General features: G+C 52.9%; 15 protein-coding genes and 1 pseudogene. 8 read left to right on the top strand and 8 right to left on the bottom strand.

What is annotated here, in order from left to right; genetic code table 11:
• Positions 1–81: 81 nt before the first annotated feature.
• From K9F62_02290 to K9F62_02255, 8 genes and pseudogenes are all read right to left on the bottom strand, one after another.
• A complete protein-coding gene (locus K9F62_02290) occupies positions 82–510 on the bottom strand; it encodes a hypothetical protein (GenBank protein UJX41550.1) in 429 nt (142 codons plus the stop codon).
• 98 nt (positions 511–608) lie between these two features.
• Entirely contained in the window at positions 609–1235 is a 627-nt protein-coding gene (locus K9F62_02285; protein ID UJX41549.1) for a hypothetical protein, read from the bottom strand.
• 694 nt (positions 1236–1929) lie between these two features.
• Positions 1930–2430 (bottom strand): hypothetical protein, encoded by a 501-nt coding sequence (locus K9F62_02280; GenBank protein UJX41548.1) that lies wholly within the window; start codon positions 2428–2430, stop codon positions 1930–1932.
• A 157-nt stretch (positions 2431–2587) separates the two neighbouring features.
• Positions 2588–2791 (bottom strand): hypothetical protein, encoded by a 204-nt coding sequence (locus tag K9F62_02275; GenBank protein ID UJX41547.1) that lies wholly within the window; start codon positions 2789–2791, stop codon positions 2588–2590.
• Between the two features lie 192 nt (positions 2792–2983).
• Complete coding sequence (locus tag K9F62_02270; protein UJX41546.1) at positions 2984–4435, bottom strand: hypothetical protein; 1452 nt, start codon at positions 4433–4435, stop codon at positions 2984–2986.
• 661 nt (positions 4436–5096) lie between these two features.
• A complete protein-coding gene (locus K9F62_02265; protein UJX43106.1) occupies positions 5097–5474 on the bottom strand; it encodes a hypothetical protein in 378 nt (125 codons plus the stop codon).
• Between the two features lie 29 nt (positions 5475–5503).
• Positions 5504–5701 carry a hypothetical protein gene (locus K9F62_02260; protein UJX41545.1) on the bottom strand — a complete coding sequence of 66 codons (198 nt, stop codon included), beginning with the start codon at positions 5699–5701 and terminating at the stop codon, positions 5504–5506.
• A 39-nt stretch (positions 5702–5740) separates the two neighbouring features.
• Positions 5741–5962: pseudogene (locus K9F62_02255) on the bottom strand (hypothetical protein).
• 554 nt (positions 5963–6516) lie between these two features.
• On the opposite strand from K9F62_02255, the gene K9F62_02250 reads away from it, so the two are divergent.
• The 8 genes from K9F62_02250 (at position 6517) to K9F62_02215 (ending at position 17296) form a co-directional block, all read left to right on the top strand.
• Complete coding sequence (locus tag K9F62_02250) at positions 6517–7659, top strand: hypothetical protein (GenBank protein ID UJX41544.1); 1143 nt, start codon at positions 6517–6519, stop codon at positions 7657–7659.
• Entirely contained in the window at positions 7656–7931 is a 276-nt protein-coding gene (locus K9F62_02245; GenBank protein ID UJX41543.1) for a hypothetical protein, read from the top strand. Before K9F62_02250 ends, K9F62_02245 begins: the two co-directional genes overlap by 4 nt.
• Before the next feature lie 792 nt (positions 7932–8723).
• On the top strand, positions 8724–11174 hold the full coding sequence (locus K9F62_02240) for a DEAD/DEAH box helicase family protein (GenBank protein UJX41542.1): 2451 nt from the start codon (positions 8724–8726) through the stop codon (positions 11172–11174).
• A 3-nt stretch (positions 11175–11177) separates the two neighbouring features.
• Positions 11178–12620, top strand: coding sequence for a type I restriction-modification system subunit M (locus tag K9F62_02235; GenBank protein ID UJX41541.1), 1443 nt, complete (start codon positions 11178–11180; stop codon positions 12618–12620).
• Positions 12617–14695: a restriction endonuclease subunit S gene (locus tag K9F62_02230; GenBank protein ID UJX41540.1), complete on the top strand. Its 2079-nt coding sequence runs from the start codon at positions 12617–12619 to the stop codon at positions 14693–14695. Before K9F62_02235 ends, K9F62_02230 begins: the two co-directional genes overlap by 4 nt.
• A 100-nt stretch (positions 14696–14795) precedes the next feature.
• Positions 14796–15269, top strand: coding sequence for a hypothetical protein (locus K9F62_02225; GenBank protein ID UJX41539.1), 474 nt, complete (start codon positions 14796–14798; stop codon positions 15267–15269).
• A gap of 467 nt (positions 15270–15736) precedes the next feature.
• Entirely contained in the window at positions 15737–15970 is a 234-nt protein-coding gene (locus K9F62_02220) for a hypothetical protein (protein ID UJX41538.1), read from the top strand.
• A 288-nt stretch (positions 15971–16258) separates the two neighbouring features.
• On the top strand, positions 16259–17296 hold the full coding sequence (locus tag K9F62_02215) for a restriction endonuclease (GenBank protein ID UJX41537.1): 1038 nt from the start codon (positions 16259–16261) through the stop codon (positions 17294–17296).
• The last annotated feature ends 148 nt before the right edge of the window (positions 17297–17444 follow it).

Raw genomic sequence — 17444 nt, 5'->3', positions numbered from 1 at the left:
CCGTCTTTCTCATTCGTTCTTAGTGGGTCACGTTGTTGGAGCTTTTATTGTTTGCCCATCTCTGCGAGGCCAGGATGGTGCCTACGGTCTGTTCTCGCAGATGAACTCGTTGAAGTCGTGCTTGGTAGACATCGTCGTAAACATGATGTTCTCGACGTGGTTAATCAAAGCTGAGATGAAACTTTCAAGCTCAGCACGAGTTACGCCGTCAAAGTCAAAGTCCGTGACGATGTGCATGGGCTCGTTGGAGATGACTTTCCCTTTGCGTTCCTGGACGCTGCGGAGAAAGGCATGAGGGCAATGTCCGGGCATGTCGTTGTCGCAAAGGTCTGAGGCGATGTGCTCGATCACCCGGTATTTCCCGGTGTACATGTCAAGCACTTCAGCAACGATGATGTCGCCGCCGACTTCGTAGGTAAAGGTCCAGTAGTATCTCGTGGTGAGCCTTTCTGGGGTTGCGGGTTGGTTGTGGGTGTTGCCGTTTTCAGCAGAGAGACTGTTTGTTGCCATGTCTATCTTCCTTGCCTTTTTTATTTTCGGGAGGGCTTTTCAGCCCTCCCGTCTTTCTCATTCGTTCTCAGTCAGTTACTTTTCTCGGCGTCTGCTGTTTAGGCTCGCGTATTCCAGGCGATATAGGCCTGAAGGTCGTCGAACTTGGGCAGGCTGATGGTGGTCGCATTCGTGTGGTGCTTGATCATGGACTCGATAAGGCGATTCATGTATCCCTTCTTCAGGATAGAAGCATCAACGTGATAGATGGTCACAAGAAGCTCTCGAGACTCGAAGTTGCCGTCGATGATGCCCCACAGCTTGATGGCGTTAGAGTGGTCACGCAGGCTCGGCAAGATTTTGGAGCTGCTCATCTTCGGCCAAGCGAAGCGTAATCCGCGATCTGTCTTACATACTTTGACGACCACCAGGTTTCCCGGCAGGTCAAGGAAGCTCGCAGCATAGTCACAGTTGTTCATCGGTTGGTACTCGTTCGTAGGAAAGTTGGTGTTGCCAGGGGGCGGGGCCTCTTCCTCGTCGCCCAAGAGGGGGAGGAACACGTTGTCGTTTTCGTCGCAGGGGAGCGACCGAAGCGGGGTGTCGGTGCCGTCGGCGTCGATGGGTTCGAGCTGTGCGCCCAAGAGCGGGAGCAGCACGTCGCCGTCTGTGTCGAGGTGACGGGTTGAGGGGTGGTTGCCAGGGGCGGCGGTTTTGGCCTTGGACGTCTTTTTCGGGGTTCGGCTCATGGTGAGCCCTCCTTGAGCGGTATGCGAACGGATTTAACGGGTTTCTGGGGAATGGCAAGCGGTTTTTTCTTTTATTCTAGCTAGTTGCCGAATCTCTGAATGAGGTCTTCTACAGGCGCTACCCAGGTGCTACCCAGGCGTGATGAGACTTTTTTACACAACCCCTCCTTGGTAAAAAAATATTTTTTCTGCCGCCTGGCCGCCGCCGTTTGGGCCTCTGCGACGTCGATTCGGGCCGCCTCAGCCGCCTTGACCCTCTCCGGCCCGCGTGGGTGCCTTGGGCGACACCCCGTCTTGTTTGGCCGGTTTGCGCGCCTTGTCGTGGTGCCTCGGCCGTGAGGGGTGCCAGTTGGCCCACGGCTGTCGCTCCCTTGGTCTCTCGGCCCCCTGGCTCCCGTGGACGCTTTGGGCGTATCCTGCGGGGGGGGGGGGGGGGCCGGTTGCTGCGCCTTGTCGTGTCGCTTCGGCCGCAATGGGTGGCTGCGCGCCCAGGCCGGCTCCTCGTGGTGCATGTTGCCAGACTGTGCGCAAGTTCGGGTTCGGAGCGACAAGTAGCTATTCTATACTAAATTGGTATAGAATCTGTGCGTGGCGCAACAAAACCCAAGTACGCATGGTCATCAACTTCGGTAGCTCGGGAACTTCCCAAGGAGCCTTGTCGGCTCCCCGGGAAGCGGCTGCGAGGTGTAATGAGTTAGCGGGACCGGGTCAGAATGATGCGGTCGGGTTCGAACGTCACATCGAAGCGCTGCCCGATGGCGAACTGCTGATCAGCGGGCGCGGTCGCGTTGTGGGCATTGATGGCGCTGTTCGCGATCATGACCATGCCACGATCGTCCCTGTAGGGGCGCTTGTCGTCGATACCCTTGTCGAAGTCGAGGTCGTAGTCGTCCTTCTGCAGCCGCGAACAGCGAAAGATGCGTTCCATCCAGTAGGCGGAGATCTGCATCTCCTCAGCCCAGGTTGCCACGGGAATCATCTTCCCAGGGAACGCACCCGCTTTGGCGGCGTCGACCAATGCGCGGGCGTAGTCAGCGATCTGCGCGTCGGTCAGCTTGCGGAGCTTCGCCGCCTTTTCGGTGGACTTGCTCGACTTAGCAGTGGTGCTCTTGGCCTTGGCCGGGTGAGCGAGAGGCGGGGTGGGCGTATTGTCGGAGGGGGCCGACACCGGAGTTTGAACCATGATTTTCTCCATAGTTCTTACTTGGGTCGGCGCGAACGATCGGGTATCTGGGCCAAATGTAGACCCTCTCGTTCGTTGCCGGGCGTATAATGATGGCCCATCGTTTTGGGTCGAACGCAAGAACCGCTTGGGCTCGACGGTTTCTTGGTACGCGGGCTGAAAGACCACGTCAAGAAAATTTTTTATTATCGTCGATTCTTCTCTGATAGGCAAGATTTTTCGCCACCTCCGATTTTGCAGGCGTCGGTCTGCCGGTGGAGGTGGTGGAGATGGTGGAGATAATTTTCAGAACTTTTTGCCGTTGGCAGCCGCTCCCTCCCGCCTCGACCTTGGGTTTCAGCGCGCGAGAAGGTTTTGCAGAAAATATCTCCACTATCTCCTCTCTGTCGACGAAGTGCCGCAAATATAGGCGGTTATGTCGGTGGAGGCGATGGAAGCCGATCTCCACCCGATGTCCACCGACCGCAACGGTGCCGTAGGGCAGCCGGCGAAGGGCGAGAGGGCGGACGCGCAGTGTGGGCGCATCTCCAGGTGCGGGGGCGTGTATGTGGGCAGAAAGGGGCGGTTAGGGTTGCGCCAGAATGGGCGCGCTGTTTTCGGCCGCGCCGTCGATGTCGCCAGCGTCAGCCTCTAAGGCCTGGCTCCACTCGTCCCGGTCAAGCGTCAGGGGGAAGTCCTCCAGCATGGGCTCGGAGGCTGGGGCCAAGTCGACTTCCTGGTCGACGTCCGGTTCCGCAGGGCTGAGCTGGGTGAACGACACCGGTCGCCCTCTCTTGTCCAAAGGCAAGAGCTCGCACTGCCAGCCCGCGAGCTCCAAGTATTTGGTGATCTCCTTCAGGCGTCGCGAGAAGACGTTGGGCGCTTTGGGCAAGACTCCCCGGCCGATCCCGCGCTTGGCAGCGTAGTCCCTGAGGGCCTCCAAAACTTCCGAGACATAGCTCTCCATCTCGGACAACTTGGTGTCGTAGAGGAAATTGACCAGCACGGTGGCGAAGTCGTCGTCCTCCAGGGCATTCTGCTGGGCACGAAGCGCAGCGCGGTTATAGGCCTTGATGAAGTCGTCCTGGCTATAGTCGAGGGCCACTGCGGCAACGCACCCCCAGATGACGTGGTCGCCCATCCGGGGCAGGTCGGCCGGCAAGATGACCTTGCCGTACAGGTCGAGCATCTTGGAGAGGTGGTCGCACATGCCGCCCAGGATGCCGGGCAGGTCTTGCGCGTATTCCCGCTTGACTTGGCTTTCAGGCCGCCGCTTGTCCGGTGTCACGCGGTCGAGGGCCACCACGATGGCCCGGTCCAAGAAGTCGGGGGCTCTTGTCGGGAGTTCCAGGGCCGTGATGAGCATGGCCCGCTTGAGCTGGTAAGCGACCATCTCGTCGTTCTTGTACAGACGCCGCGTGGTAAAGGCCCCGCCTGTCGCTGCCAAGCACATGACGTTCTCGACGTCCTTGGTGATGGTCGTCAGGTTGTCGAAGGCCGGGATGGCGTTTTGCTCGATGTACAGCGCCGCATCATCCACGTTTTTTTGGACGTAGGTGTGCATAGGGGCCGACGGGTCAAGCAGTCCTCGCAAGGCGGAGATCGACCCGGATTTGCAAGCTCCGGGCGCGCCGTGGAAGATCAGGGGGGCATGAGAGATGCTCGAGATGGCGGCCACCAAGGGCCACGTCAAAACGAGCAGTTCGTCGTCCTTGGTCTTTAGGTTCAAGGATTTTAGGAGGTTGCGGTAGTCGCCGTTGCGAAGGGGAACCGGCAACGGCAGCATGTGGCCGTACCGGATGAACTTCACAGGCGGGTTCGTGACTACCTGCCAGCCGGCCGAGGTGATATGCACGGCCCGGCCGAGCTTGTCGCCGAGGTCGATGTAAATCTCGTCATCGACATGGGCGAAGCGGACATAGACTTCTTTGGTGATGCCTTGGCGTTCGCTTAAGTACTCGATCTTGTCACAGAATGTCTTCAGCTCGCTCTCCTTAGGAGGGCGGCCAGTAAGGTCAAAATAGGAGCCCTTGATCATTCTCTTCAGGCTCGACTGTCCAATTTTGCAATTACGATAAATACGATCTATTTTTATGGTCGCGTACCCGACACCGTTCGGGTCGGTAAAAAGGTCAAGGTCACGGAGAATGGTGTCAAACGGGTCTTCGTGGTCATCGTCCGCGTCGTCGAAGTTGGAAGTCTGGGCGTTGCCTTGAGGGGTGACCTGCTGGGGTGCAGAGCCACGCTTTTTGCTGGCCTCTAACGATTTCAGCTTCTGGGCAGCCGCTACGAACTTTTCCTTGATCGACTCGTTGACAGCTGCTTCGGCAGCCTCTTTCTTCCGTTTGAAATCATCAAAGGAAATCGCCATGTTGTTATTCCTCATGGCCGATTTCTGCCGTACGATACACGCCGCCGCACCTGGAGATGCGGCTCATCCGGCACTCGGGCCCGGGAACACTGTCTCTGGAACCACCGAACAAAAAAACTCACTGGCAAGGCAAGTCCACGTAGTGACTTGGCATTTCGAAAGCGCGAGCGGTTTTGTCCGGGGCTCTTGATTGTCAAGGAACGGGCCTCCCCGAGGGGGAGAATCAAATTTGTGCCCGGAACCCCGCGCGCATGTCAAGAGGGCCTGGGCCCAAATGGCCCGCCAGGGAAAAAATGTGTCGTCGAGTGGTCCAGGGCCTGGGCTGGGGCTAATCGTCCTCGGGCAGCATGATCGTCAGGACCGGCTCGCCCTGGTCGCCTGGGCCAATGACCGCCACAACATGGGCCGTGTCCCACCGCCCCGGTGCCATGAGGAAAAGGACGTCGAATTCGGCGCGGTCGCTATTCTTGATAGCCTTAGCCGCGAGCAGGGCGCGAAACAGGAGGTCGTGAAGCCGGCCCTCGACGGACTGCCCTTCGCCTTCCAGCCCGGCCGGCGGCACCAGATAGCTATTATATAGATGGTCGGTGACCACCGTGTGCACCTTGAAGCCCACCTCGGCGGCTTGGGCGGTGACGTCGATCAGGACACCGTCGGTGATGGCCTGGGCCCGGGTGTAGCTGAAAATGATCGGCCAGTCGTCCATGGGAGTTCTCCTTCGGGGCAAGTTCGCGGTTACTCGTAGAATTTCGGGTCGTCCTTGGTGACCTTCAGGTCGTTGAACCGGCCACGGACGTTCTTTTCTTCTTTGTTGATTGCATTACGAACATTGTCCCGACCAACAATGACACCGCCGCCATGGGTGATCATCTTGATGACGCCGCCAGCGACAGCACCTAAGGCGATTCCGGCGATGAATTCCAAAACGATCATGTTCTATTCCTCCGTTGAAGTTGATGACTTGCCAGGACTTCAGTCGTCGTTCCTGGCTGTTGCAACCATTTGTTCGAGGTGTTCCCGAAAGCTTGTCGCGAGATGCATGCCGATTTCAGCTCATCGGCGCACAAAGACGCCCTGTACGCCAGAATCCGCCGCGCACATGACGTCGAACAGGTGCTCGATCGGCCGGAACCGCTGGGCGATCTCCTCCAGAATTTCAGGCGACATTTCGTGCGGTTTTGCGTCGGTCGGCATGTTCACCTCGTGGACCAGGGATGGGACCCGGAAAAGGTATCCTGGGCCACGGGGCCGGTCACGAGGCGGCGGTGAAAAACGGGCATTGGGCCGGGGCGGGGTCACCCCGCGATTTGAGGGAGCGGGCGGGGATTTGGCCCTGGTCCCTTGGAAACGGCCCTGGGCGGGGAGGAGGACGCGAGCCTGGGGGCTGTCCAAGGCAGGGGGTTGCCTGCATTCGACCATCCCACGCCTTCGTCCGCGACTCGCTGTTTAGTAACGTGTTGCTCCAAAAAAATATTTCTCCACGGTCAATGCCAGTCCACTGGTGACTTGGCTATGTCGGTATCTGCTGGTACACGCTGAAAATCTCTTTCCATTTTTGGGCAATATGGATATGGTCAATGACCTTGATTGCGATAATTGCTTAGATGAGTTTTGTTGTGGAGTTTCTCGGAAAGTATTCCTCTTAATGGAAATTTTCGAGGTGAAGTGTGAGTGGTGTTCGTTGTTAATCTTTAGTGGCATGTGGTATTGATTCTTTTTCGCAATAGAAATTTTTCGCGGGGATATTTATGCGCGTCTTCTCAGTGAGTTTTGAAATATCTAAAGAGAATTCTGTTGCGGAAGTTCTGGGTATCTGTTTGCTGTGGCGTAAGAATAATACTGCCACTGCGATAGGCGAAGAGATTGATGCTGTTGGAGACTATACAGAAGGTGAAGTTAGTCTGTCTTGTGATAATGAGCAGGTTGATATCCATTTGATGCGGAAAAATGATTATGAACTTGGTTATTTTTCTAGTGTTATGGTTGTTGGAGAGGAAGCTTGGACCTCCGTTTGTTTGGCAAGAAAAAATGCCGATAAATTTATAATTTCTTTTACAACAGACTACGTACACTCTTCTGTCCAGTTTACAGTTCCTGACGTTAAGAAGCCATATGTTTTTAAACTCTGGAAGGAAAAGCTTAAATCGGCTGCGGACTATTGTTTTTTGATAGATGGAAAAGCAAAGTATCTAGATGATGACGCTACTGGTCAAGATGTTACTAGAAAAATAATAAACCAAGAATGTTCTTTTTCTTTGCCTGTCGTCTATATCAGTAAAAGCCGTGATGATAAATATTTTGTAAATCCCGATACATTGGCGGCCCTGACTTACGGGATGGCTCATGTGGTGGTCGCTCCCCGAGTTGGCTTTGTTAGAGACTGCTGTGCAAGTACTGAAATTCCTCATGGAGGTGCAATCGCGTGTTTTGATCGATGTGCGTCAGTTCCTTGGGTTTTTTTGCCAAAAGATGGCGACTTTGAGCAGATTTCCGTAAAGCGAATTTTTAATAGGGTGCGTTTCTTTTGGATAGCAAGGCAAATACCTGTTTCGTGTTCTGTTGAGCATTACAAAGATGTGGTGTTTCAAAACAATATTGATGCTATATGTGATGCAAATCGTTCGACTATAGCCCAAATTCGAAAAGAATATGAACGTCGTATCGATGAAAAAAATGCTTTGATATTGAAGCAAGAATCTGAGTCTAAAGCTTTGATCTCGCATAAACTCGATAAAGGAATAGACCCTGAAGCTGAGCCTCTGTTGTTTTATGGTGATGAATCTGATTTTTTTGATGATGAAATTTTTGATACAATAATAGAGGTCCTGACCAAGTATCAAAGTCAATTTGGTGGGGGGCTAGGTTTGTTTCGAGGGAGAGCTGTATTGTGAAAGATATTATTGAAAATAATAAAATTAAAGGCGTACGAGAACAAAAACGCAAAGAGTTGAAGTCAATTTTTAAGACCGAGGCTGGTTTGGATTCAAAGAAAATTTCCCGGCTGAAAGCTATCGGTTTTGAAGTAGAAGTTGATGGTGAAGGGCATAAATTTATACAATTTTCAGGCAGTGATAGGTTTCGACATGGTATCTCTGGGTCTCCTAGTGATAGTAAGCGGGGCGGCAAGAACTTGTCAGCAGAACTTTGTAAGTTGTTTTTGTAAAACCGAAGTTTTTTTCTGTTAGGGCTATATGTATCGATGATCTCCTGTTTTGCTGGTTTTGACCAAATTTTTTGACAAAATTTTGATCGCTGTTTTGGTAGACTTGCTTGGACTTGCTTGACTTTATTGCTGTAACAATAGTGTATGACACTCTGCCTTTAGAGACCAGCCTCCTCTAGCTGCACCAGCTGTAGTCTTCTTCAACTGGTTTCTCCCGGCTGTCACGACGAAGCTTTTGACCCTGCTGCCAACCCGAAGAACCTCTCCTCCAGGATTTCATGAGTAATTCCGTACGATGTTGCATCGGCCGGATGTGTTTACCACATGGACCAGGATGGGACCTGGGAAGGTGTCCTCGGCCAGGGACCGGTCACGGGGCCGCGAAAACGGGCTTTGGGCCGGGGCGGGGTCACCCTGCGATTTGGGGGAGCGGGCGGGGATTTGCCCTGGTCCCTTGGGAACGACCCAGGGCGGGGAGGTGGTCGCGCGCCTGGGGGCTGTCCGGGGCAGGGGCTTGGGGCAGCCCTGGGACGGATGGCGTCGGCCGGCAGTGTTTGTCAGGAGTTGCTCTGGTAGATGAAAAGGGCATCAATTTGGTGGGTTACGGTTTTCCTTGCGAAATATCGAGGAAATTGGATAGTTAATACTGTTTCGGCGTACTGGTGCTCTTGGTCTTGTCCTTTCCTGATAAAGATGGTCAGGAAAGGGGCTTTGATTTCAGTTTGAGAGGTTTTTTATCTCGCTAAGTCGAATGTTATTATAGAACGCGGATGCGTAAAGGCGAAGTTCTGCATGGACAAGAAATCCCTGAGCGAACGTGATGTTTGTACGAAGTTCATCACCCCGGCCTTGGTCAAGGCTGGTTGGGACAAAATGCTTCAAGTTCGAGAGGAAGTGAGCTTCACCAAAGGTCGCATCATCGTTCGAGGAAAACTTGTTTCCAGGGGAAAAGGAAAACGCGCCGACTACATCCTCTATTATAAGCCGAACATCCCCATCGCTATTATCGAGGCCAAGGACAACAACCACTGCGTTGGCGACGGGGTGCAGCAAGCCCTCGAATACGCCGAAACACTCGGCATCCCCTTCGTCTTCTCCTCGAACGGCGACGGGTTCGTTTTTCATGACAAGACAGGCCTTCGCCCCGAGAAGGAAGTAAATCTGAGGCTGGATGCCTTCCCCGCACCTGCCGAGCTTTGGGATATCTATCGGCGCTGGAAGGGGATCACCCCTGACGCCGAGCGAATCGTCCTCCAGGATTATTTTGATGACGGCAGCGGCAAGACCCCGAGGTACTATCAGGTCAATGCCGTCAACGCCGCCGTTGAGGCCATCGCTAAGGGGCAAGACCGCATCCTCCTGGTCATGGCGACCGGCACCGGCAAGACCTACACCGCCTTCCAGATCATCTGGCGGCTGTGGAAGGCCGGCTGCAAAAAACGCATCCTATTTTTGGCCGACCGGAACGTGCTCATCGACCAGACCATGGTCAACGACTTTCGCCCGTTCGGTTCGGTCATGGCCAAGCTGAGTACGGGGACCAAGACGATCGAGCGCGCCGACGGTACCGAAACCGAACTGCCCACGGCCATCGACAAGAAGCGCCGGATCGACACCGCCTACGAGGTCTATCTGGGCCTCTATCAGGCCATCACCGGCCCCGAGGATCGCCAGAAACTCTACCGGGAATTCTCGCCCGGGTTCTTCGACCTGATCGTCATCGACGAGTGCCACCGGGGCAGCGCGGCTGAGGATTCTGCATGGCGCGAGATTTTGGAGCATTTTTCTTCAGCCACCCAGATCGGCTTGACTGCTACGCCGAAGGAAACCAAGTACGTCTCGAATATCGAGTACTTCGGCGATCCTGTGTATAGTTACTCGCTGAAGGAAGGAATTAAAGACGGTTTTCTTGCTCCATATAAAGTCGTTAAGGTCCATATCGACCGAGACGTTCAAGGATATCGTCCTGAAAAGGGGAAGCTCGATATCTTTGGTAATGAAATTGAAGATCGGGTCTACAATCAAAAAGATTTTGACCGTAACTTGGTGATAGATGGCAGAACAAAGCTGATTGCCAAGAAAGTTTCAGATTTTCTTCGAGAAAGTGGAGATCGATCTCAGAAAACGATCATCTTCTGCCTTGATCAAGAACATGCTGCCCGTATGCGGCAAGCTCTCGTCAACGAGAACAAAGACCTTTGTGATGAAAACCCGAAGTATGTGATGCGCATTACTGGCGGAGATACGGACGGTTGCGCCCAGCTTGGGAACTTCATCGACCCCGAGTCCAAGTATCCCGTTCTGGTGACGACTTCCCGTCTTCTCTCGACCGGAGTGGACGCCCAGACCTGCCGGCTCATCGTGCTTGAGCGGGAAATTAAGTCCATGACCGAGTTCAAGCAGATTGTCGGTCGTGGCACCCGCATCCACGAGGATACCAAGAAATACTACTTCACGATCATCGATTTCAGGGGTGCGACCAACCTCTTCGCCGATCCTGACTTCGACGGCGCTCCGGTCCAAATTTACGAGCCCGGCGAGGATGACCCTGTTGATCCTCCGATTGACGTGCCGCCGCCGGATGATGGCGAGACACCGCTGCCGCCGGAGCCGGGTGAAGATGAGGACGTGCTGGTCGATCCCGATCCGCCAGGGGGTGACGGTCCTGTTGACCCTCCCCGCAAAATCTACGTGGATGGCGTTGCCGTCGCCATCGTGGCCGAACGGGTCGAATACCTCGACGAGCAGGGGAAGCTCATCACCGAGAGCCTGCGCGATTTCACGAAGAAGGCCTTGAAAAAGCACTTCGCCAGCCTCGAGAACTTCTTGCAGCGATGGAACACGGCCGAGCGCAAGCAGGCCATCCTCGAAGAACTTGCCAACGAGGGCCTGCCCCTGGAACCGTTGGTCGAGGAGGTCAACAAGGACCTGGACCCCTTCGATCTTATCTGCCACGTCGCCTTCGATCAGCCGCCCTTGACGCGGCGCGAACGTGCGGAGAACGTCCGCAAACGCGATGTGTTCACGAAATATGGCCCCCAGGCCAGGGCCGTGCTTGAAGCCCTTCTCGAAAAATATCAGGATGCCGGCGTCCTTGCCCTTGACGACCCGAGTTTACTCAAGATCGCCCCCTTCGATGCCATGGGCACCCCGATGCAGCTTATCAAGCAGTTCGGGTCACGTGCGGCCTTCGAGCAAGCTGTCCATGAGCTTCAAGTCGAATTGTACCACGAGGTTGCTTAACGAATGTCTGTCCGCAACGTAGTCAAGTCCATCCAAGATATCATGCGCCAGGATGTTGGCGTTGATGGTGATGCCCAGCGAATTTCCCAGCTCTGCTGGATGTTTTTCCTGAAAATCCTCGATGATCAGGACCAGGAACTTGAACTTCTCAAGACAGATTATCAGTCGCCGATCCCTGAGAAGTTCCAATGGCGCAATTGGGCTGCCGATCCTGAGGGTATTACTGGCGATGAATTGCTGAACTTCGTCAACAGTGAACTCTTTCCGGCCTTTAAGGACCTTCAGGTCCTTGGGGCTTCCGGTGGTCGACGTCGGGTCGTTCGCGAAGTTTTCGAAGATGCCTACAACTACATGAAGTCCGGTCAACTCATGCGGCAGGTCATCAACAAGATCAATCAGGTCGACTTCAACGACTTGGCCGAGCGGCAGCACTTCGGCGACATCTACGAGCAGATTCTAAACGACCTCCAAAGTGCCGGGAATGCCGGCGAGTATTATACGCCTCGGGCCGTCACCGCCTTCATGGTGGACCGAATCGACCCCAAGCCCGGCGAGCTGCTGCTTGACCCTGCCTGCGGCACTGGCGGCTTCCTCACCTGCTCCATCCGGCACATGCGCGACCAGTACGTGAAACGGGTGGAGGACGAGCAGCTCATGCAGCGGTCCCTGCGTGCCGTGGAGAAAAAGCAGCTCCCCCACATGCTCTGCGTGACCAACATGCTCCTGCACGGCATCGAGGACCCGAGTTTCGTGCGCCACGACAACACCCTGGCCCGGCCCTACATCAGCTACAGCGCCAGTGACCGGGTGGATATCGTCGTCACCAATCCTCCTTTCGGTGGGCGCGAGGAAGACGGCATCGAGTCGAACTTCCCGAAGCATTTTCAGACCAAAGAGACAGCCGACTTGTTTCTGGCCTTGATCATCCGGCTGCTCAAGCCAGGTGGTCGGGCCGCCGTGGTTCTTCCTGACGGCACCCTTTTCGGCGAGGGCGTCAAGGCGCGGCTGAAGGAACACCTCCTGGAGGAGTGCAACCTCCACACGATCGTGCGGTTGCCGAACAGCGTGTTCAAGCCATACGCCAGTATCGGCACCAACCTGCTCTTTTTCGTTAAGGGCGAACCGACCAAGGATATCTGGTTCTACGAGCACCGTGTTCCCGAGGGCCAGAAGGCCTACTCGATGACCCGGCCGATTCGGTTCGAGCATCTCCAGGGATGCCGAGACTGGTGGGACAACCGCGAGGAAAACGAGGTTGCCTGGAAGGTCTCGGTCGATGAGGTCAAGGCCCGTAGCTACAACCTCGATTTCAAGAATCCCCATACCGAAGAAGATGACCTTGGCGACCCCGAAGAGCTTCTTGCCAAGTTGGAGCAGTCCGAGCAGGAAACCGCCCAACTTCGGGATCAGCTGAAAGGTATCCTGGCGGAGGCATTGCTTCGATGAATGCCGCCCGTCTGCTTGAATACTTCGACCGAATCGCCGAAGCTCCTGATGCTGTTTCCAGGTTGCGGAAGTTCATTCTTGATCTCGCTGTCCGTGGGAAGTTGGTGGAACAAGACCCGAATGATGAGCCTGCTTCGGAGCTACTGAAGAAAATCCACATTGAGAAAAGTAGGCTTTTTAAGAATGGACGCATTAAGAGGGTTAGCTCAACAAACGAGTTGCAGGATGATGATATCCCATTTGATCTGCCGCATGGGTGGGAATGGAGCCAGTTGTCTGAAATTGGTGTGATTAGTCCAAGAAATAACCTCGAAGGGAAAATTGAGGTCGCGTTTGTCCCGATGAAGCTCATACCCTCAGAGTATGGTGCTCGACACGGTATTGAAGTAAAATTATGGAGCGACATTAAAACAGGATTTACTCACTTTGCAGAAGGTGATGTTGCCCTTGCAAAGATTACTCCTTGCTTTGAAAATGGTAAGTCGACAGTCTTTTGCAACCTTCCTGGGGGATTCGGCGCAGGGACTACTGAACTTCATGTGGTTCGACCTCTCTTGGTGATTCCTGATTATGTTTTGATCTTTTTGAAAAGTCCGCAATTCATTATGGCTGGCATACCAAAGATGACCGGTACTGCTGGGCAAAAGCGTGTTTCAACTGAATATTTTTCAAAATCTCCTTTTCCTCTTCCTCCCCTCGCCGAACAACACCGCATTGTCACCAAAGTTGATGAGCTTATGGCTCTTTGTGACCGGCTGGAGGCCTCCCAGGCAAAGCGGGAGAACCGGCGGGACAGGCTTGCCTCTGCCTCGCTGAAACGCATCGGGCAGCCCGAGGGGGTGGGCAACGGCGAGGAATTTCGTGAAAACGTGCGGTTTCACCTACGCCACCTGCCGCGCCTTGCGACCCGTCCCGAGCATGTGAAGGAACTTCGGCAAACCATTCTCAACTTGGCGGTGCGTGGGAAGTTGGTGCCGCAAGACCCGAATGATGAGCCTGCTTCGGAGTTGTTGAAGAAAATTCACTTAGAGAAAGTTAAGTTAATTAGCTCAAGAAAATTATTAAAAGTTGATTTAGAAGGTACTACTGATGAAAAAAATGGTCCTTTTCAGCTTCCGATAGGATGGTCTTGGGCGAGATTTCCTGAGCTTGGAATGTTCGGCAGGGGAAAGTCTAAACATAGACCTCGGAATGATGCAGTGCTTTTTGATGGCGGAACTCATTATTTTATTCAGACGGGGGATGTGGCAAGATCGAACGGTGTTATAAAGACATATACAAGCAAGTATAACGAAATTGGTCTTGCCCAAAGCGCGAAATGGCCCGCCGGAACTCTATGTATAACTATAGCTGCGAATATCGCCGACAGTGGAATACTTTCTTTTGACGCATGTTTTCCAGATAGTGTTGTAGGGTTTATTCCTGCTCGAGTTTATGACAACGCGAGGTATTTTGAGTACTTCGTGCGAACGGCAAAGGCTGATTTGCTTGAATTTGCTCCTGCAACTGCCCAGAAAAATATCAATCTTAACATACTTAATTCAGTTTTAATACCGTTACCCCCCCTTGCAGAACAACATCGCATCGTGGCCAAAGTCGACGAGCTTATGACCATCTGTGACAAGTTGGAAATTCATCTCGCCACCAACCAGACCAATCAATCCCGACTTCTCGAAGCGACGCTCTGCGATGCCTTGGGCGTCACGTGCCTTCCCGTCAGCCGACAGACCCGGCCAGCGCTGTCCCCGACGCGAGTGGCGGCCACGCATACCGACCAGCCGCCTAGGCCCATTACGCCGCGTCCTGGCCCTGTTGAGACGCCTACGGCGGCCGTACAGGGCAGTCTGGTCGAGCAGCCGACGCCGCAGGTTGGAAAGCCCCGTGCGGCAAATGGCGACATCCCAGGGGCGATCCTGGTCCAGATGCAGCCCGGCCAGGAGTACTCGCGTGCCCAGCTTGCCGAAGCCCTCGGCCTGTCAGTCTACGAGTGGAACATGGCCATACGGGAGCTTAAGGAGAGCGGGCGGGTCGTGCAGACCGGGGAGAGGAGAGGGGCGCGATACCGGGTATTGTGATAAGTAGATGCGTAATACTTTAAGGCTTACTAGCTGTCATGTCGAGGGTTTGTCAGTGAAGCTAACCAAATGGCATGCTTAGAAGGGTGTTTGAGGAATAATGAAAAACCTTAATGGTTGGCAACGGTTGTGGCTTGTTGTTTCCGTTGGCTATGCATTGTTTATTTCATATGCAGCATATAACTCTGCTGTTGAATTGAAGCGGCCACGCCTGGAAGATATTCTTCGTGAAGTGGATATTGTTTTTTTTGTTGCTGCAGACATGGAAAGAAATAAGAAAGAAGGTATAAGTGTAGAGCCGCCAAATCTCGATTTTCCAAAAAACATGTCAGAAGAAAATATACTGAAAATACTTGTATTGGACTGTAATAAATTAAAGAATTCTATAGCAAAAACTGAACTCCTAAATATGATAAATAATTATCCTCATGAAGTCAAAAAATGGAGAGATGCAATAAAAAATAAGATAATGATAGGAGTGCTTCGAATCATTTTAGTGCCAGCGGTACTATACCTGTTAGGGTTGGTTGTCCTTTGGGTGAAAAGGGGATTTGTTAGGCATAGTCCTTCATAGAAAAATTATAAGAAAATATATTGTCTTCTAGTTTTCTGTGAATTGTGGCGTGAGTTGCTGTGTTGTAGTTGACATAGCCACTATGTGGTTGCCTGATTGTAAGTTCTGAGCCGCTGCAGGACTCTTCGTCTCTTGGGGGCGGTTTTAAGCCAAATGTACAAAAGGAACTGGTCGCGAGTTTCTTTCAAGTAAGACTTTGGTCGCAGAAGGAATTGCTTGAGCAGTTATTCTCGGCGTACGAAAAACTCGATGCAGATTTGAAGGCTGAGCTCCCGTTAAAGCGGATATGGACTGTTACTCTTCAATGCCAATGATGGTTCCATGCTTAAAGGAGCATAATTATAATGGATAGAGATTCTCAGTTTGTAAAAGATGTTTTCTATAATTTTTTTTAAAATAGGTCTATGCGGAAAATGCTTTCGTTTTTACGAGCTCGTAATATAAATGACTGGGAAGGATGGCTTCAGATGGAGCTCTATAGGTATTTAATCGACAATAATACGGTGGAGGTTAAAAGAGAAGAAACTTATTCGGTGAGAAAAAATGCAGCCATAGAAAAAATGTATGCTAGAGTTGATTTTGCTATAAGGAAGCCCCGATGCGCAAAGAATAAGTACTTGATGGTTGAAACAAAAGTAGACCGTTGTCGAGGAGCATGTCTGGGCGGTATGGCTAAGGATTATAAAAAATATATAGTTTGAAGAAGGCTGGTTTTTACAACACTGTCAGGGCGATATATTATGTTGGCTTTTTTTATGAAAGAGAAAACTTCCGGAATAAAGATCATCGTGACTGGACTTCTAAGTTCTTGGAACGAGTCGGTCTTCCAGTTGTTCTAGTTGATACCTCTACAATTGGTCGAACAGGTGTTAATATGATTATTTTAAAATAGAGGCTAGTTGCTTGGAATGGTCACCAAGCTCGGAGCCACAGAGAGACTCTTCGTGTCTTAGGGAGGCTTCAAGGCAAATGTACAATAGAGGGATACTATGGCAATTTGGTTGGTTCGTGCAGGCTCCCACGGTGAATACGAACAAAAGTTTGTTCAGGAAAATCGTGTTTACGTAACATGGGATGGACTTGATGCCGATCTCAGCAAGTTGCATGAGCGAAAGGAACTTATTGATCTCATGGGGCGTATCTATCCTGATGCCAAACCCAGGACGATCCAGAACTGGGCGAGCCAAGTTTGGCCTTTTGCCCATGAAATCAAGCAAGGCGATCTTGTTGCAGTTCCTTTCAAATCCCAACGGGTGATCTACATCGGTGAAGTCGTTAGCGATTACCATTTTGAACCAGAAGGTCCGAACCCGTATTACCATTGGCGATCGGTGAAATGGGTTGGCGAGGCTATTCCCCGGTCGAGCTTCAGTCAGGACATCCTCTACACCTTCGGTGCGTTCATGACGATTTGCCGGGTGCAGCGCAACGACGCCGAAGCCCGCATCAACGCCATGCGCGCCAATAATTGGCAGCCGGAGTCCTTGCGGGCCGCGACCGTACAGCCGACGGCAACGGATGAAGAGGGTGTCGCCGAAGGTCCGGCGGACCTTGAGGAGCTTGCACGAGACCAAATTGCCCGCGCCATCGAGGCGAAATTCAAGGGCCATGACCTGACGCGGCTTGTCGAGGCTGTTCTGGAAGCCCAGGGGTACACGACCTATCGCAGCCCGGAAGGGGCCGATGGCGGAGCTGATATTCTTGCCGGGGCCGGTCCTCATGGATTTGGCCAGCCACGGCTTTGCGTCGAGGTGAAGTCTGGTTCGACGCCTACCGACCGGCCGACCGTCGACAAGTTGCTGGGAGCTGTCACCAAGTTCGGAGCCACGGAGGGACTCTTCGTGTCTTGGGGAGGTTTCAAGCCAAATGTACAAAAGGAACTCGCCGCAAGTTTCTTCCGAGTAAGGCTTTGGTCGCAGAAGGAATTACTTGAGCAGTTATTCTCAACGTATGAAAAACTCGATGCAGATTTGAAGGCCGAGCTTCCGTTAAAACGGATATGGACTGTTACTCCGCAAGATCAGTGATGGTACATAGCTGGCTATATACTGAGGAGTTTGTGAAATCCTTGCGAACTATTTTTGCACAAATTCCCCCATGGATAACGCTGCAATCTGGATAACATCTGGAGAACCGTTTCCCTTCGTCGCCAGGCAGGGTATGTCGGAAAAATGT

Origin of the sequence: Desulfovibrio sp. JY (genome assembly GCA_021730285.1) — a bacterium.
Taxonomy (GTDB): Bacteria; Desulfobacterota; Desulfovibrionia; order Desulfovibrionales; family Desulfovibrionaceae; genus Solidesulfovibrio.
The sequence above is the reverse complement of the archived record's forward strand: the minus strand, read 5'-3'. Positions and strand labels throughout refer to the sequence as shown.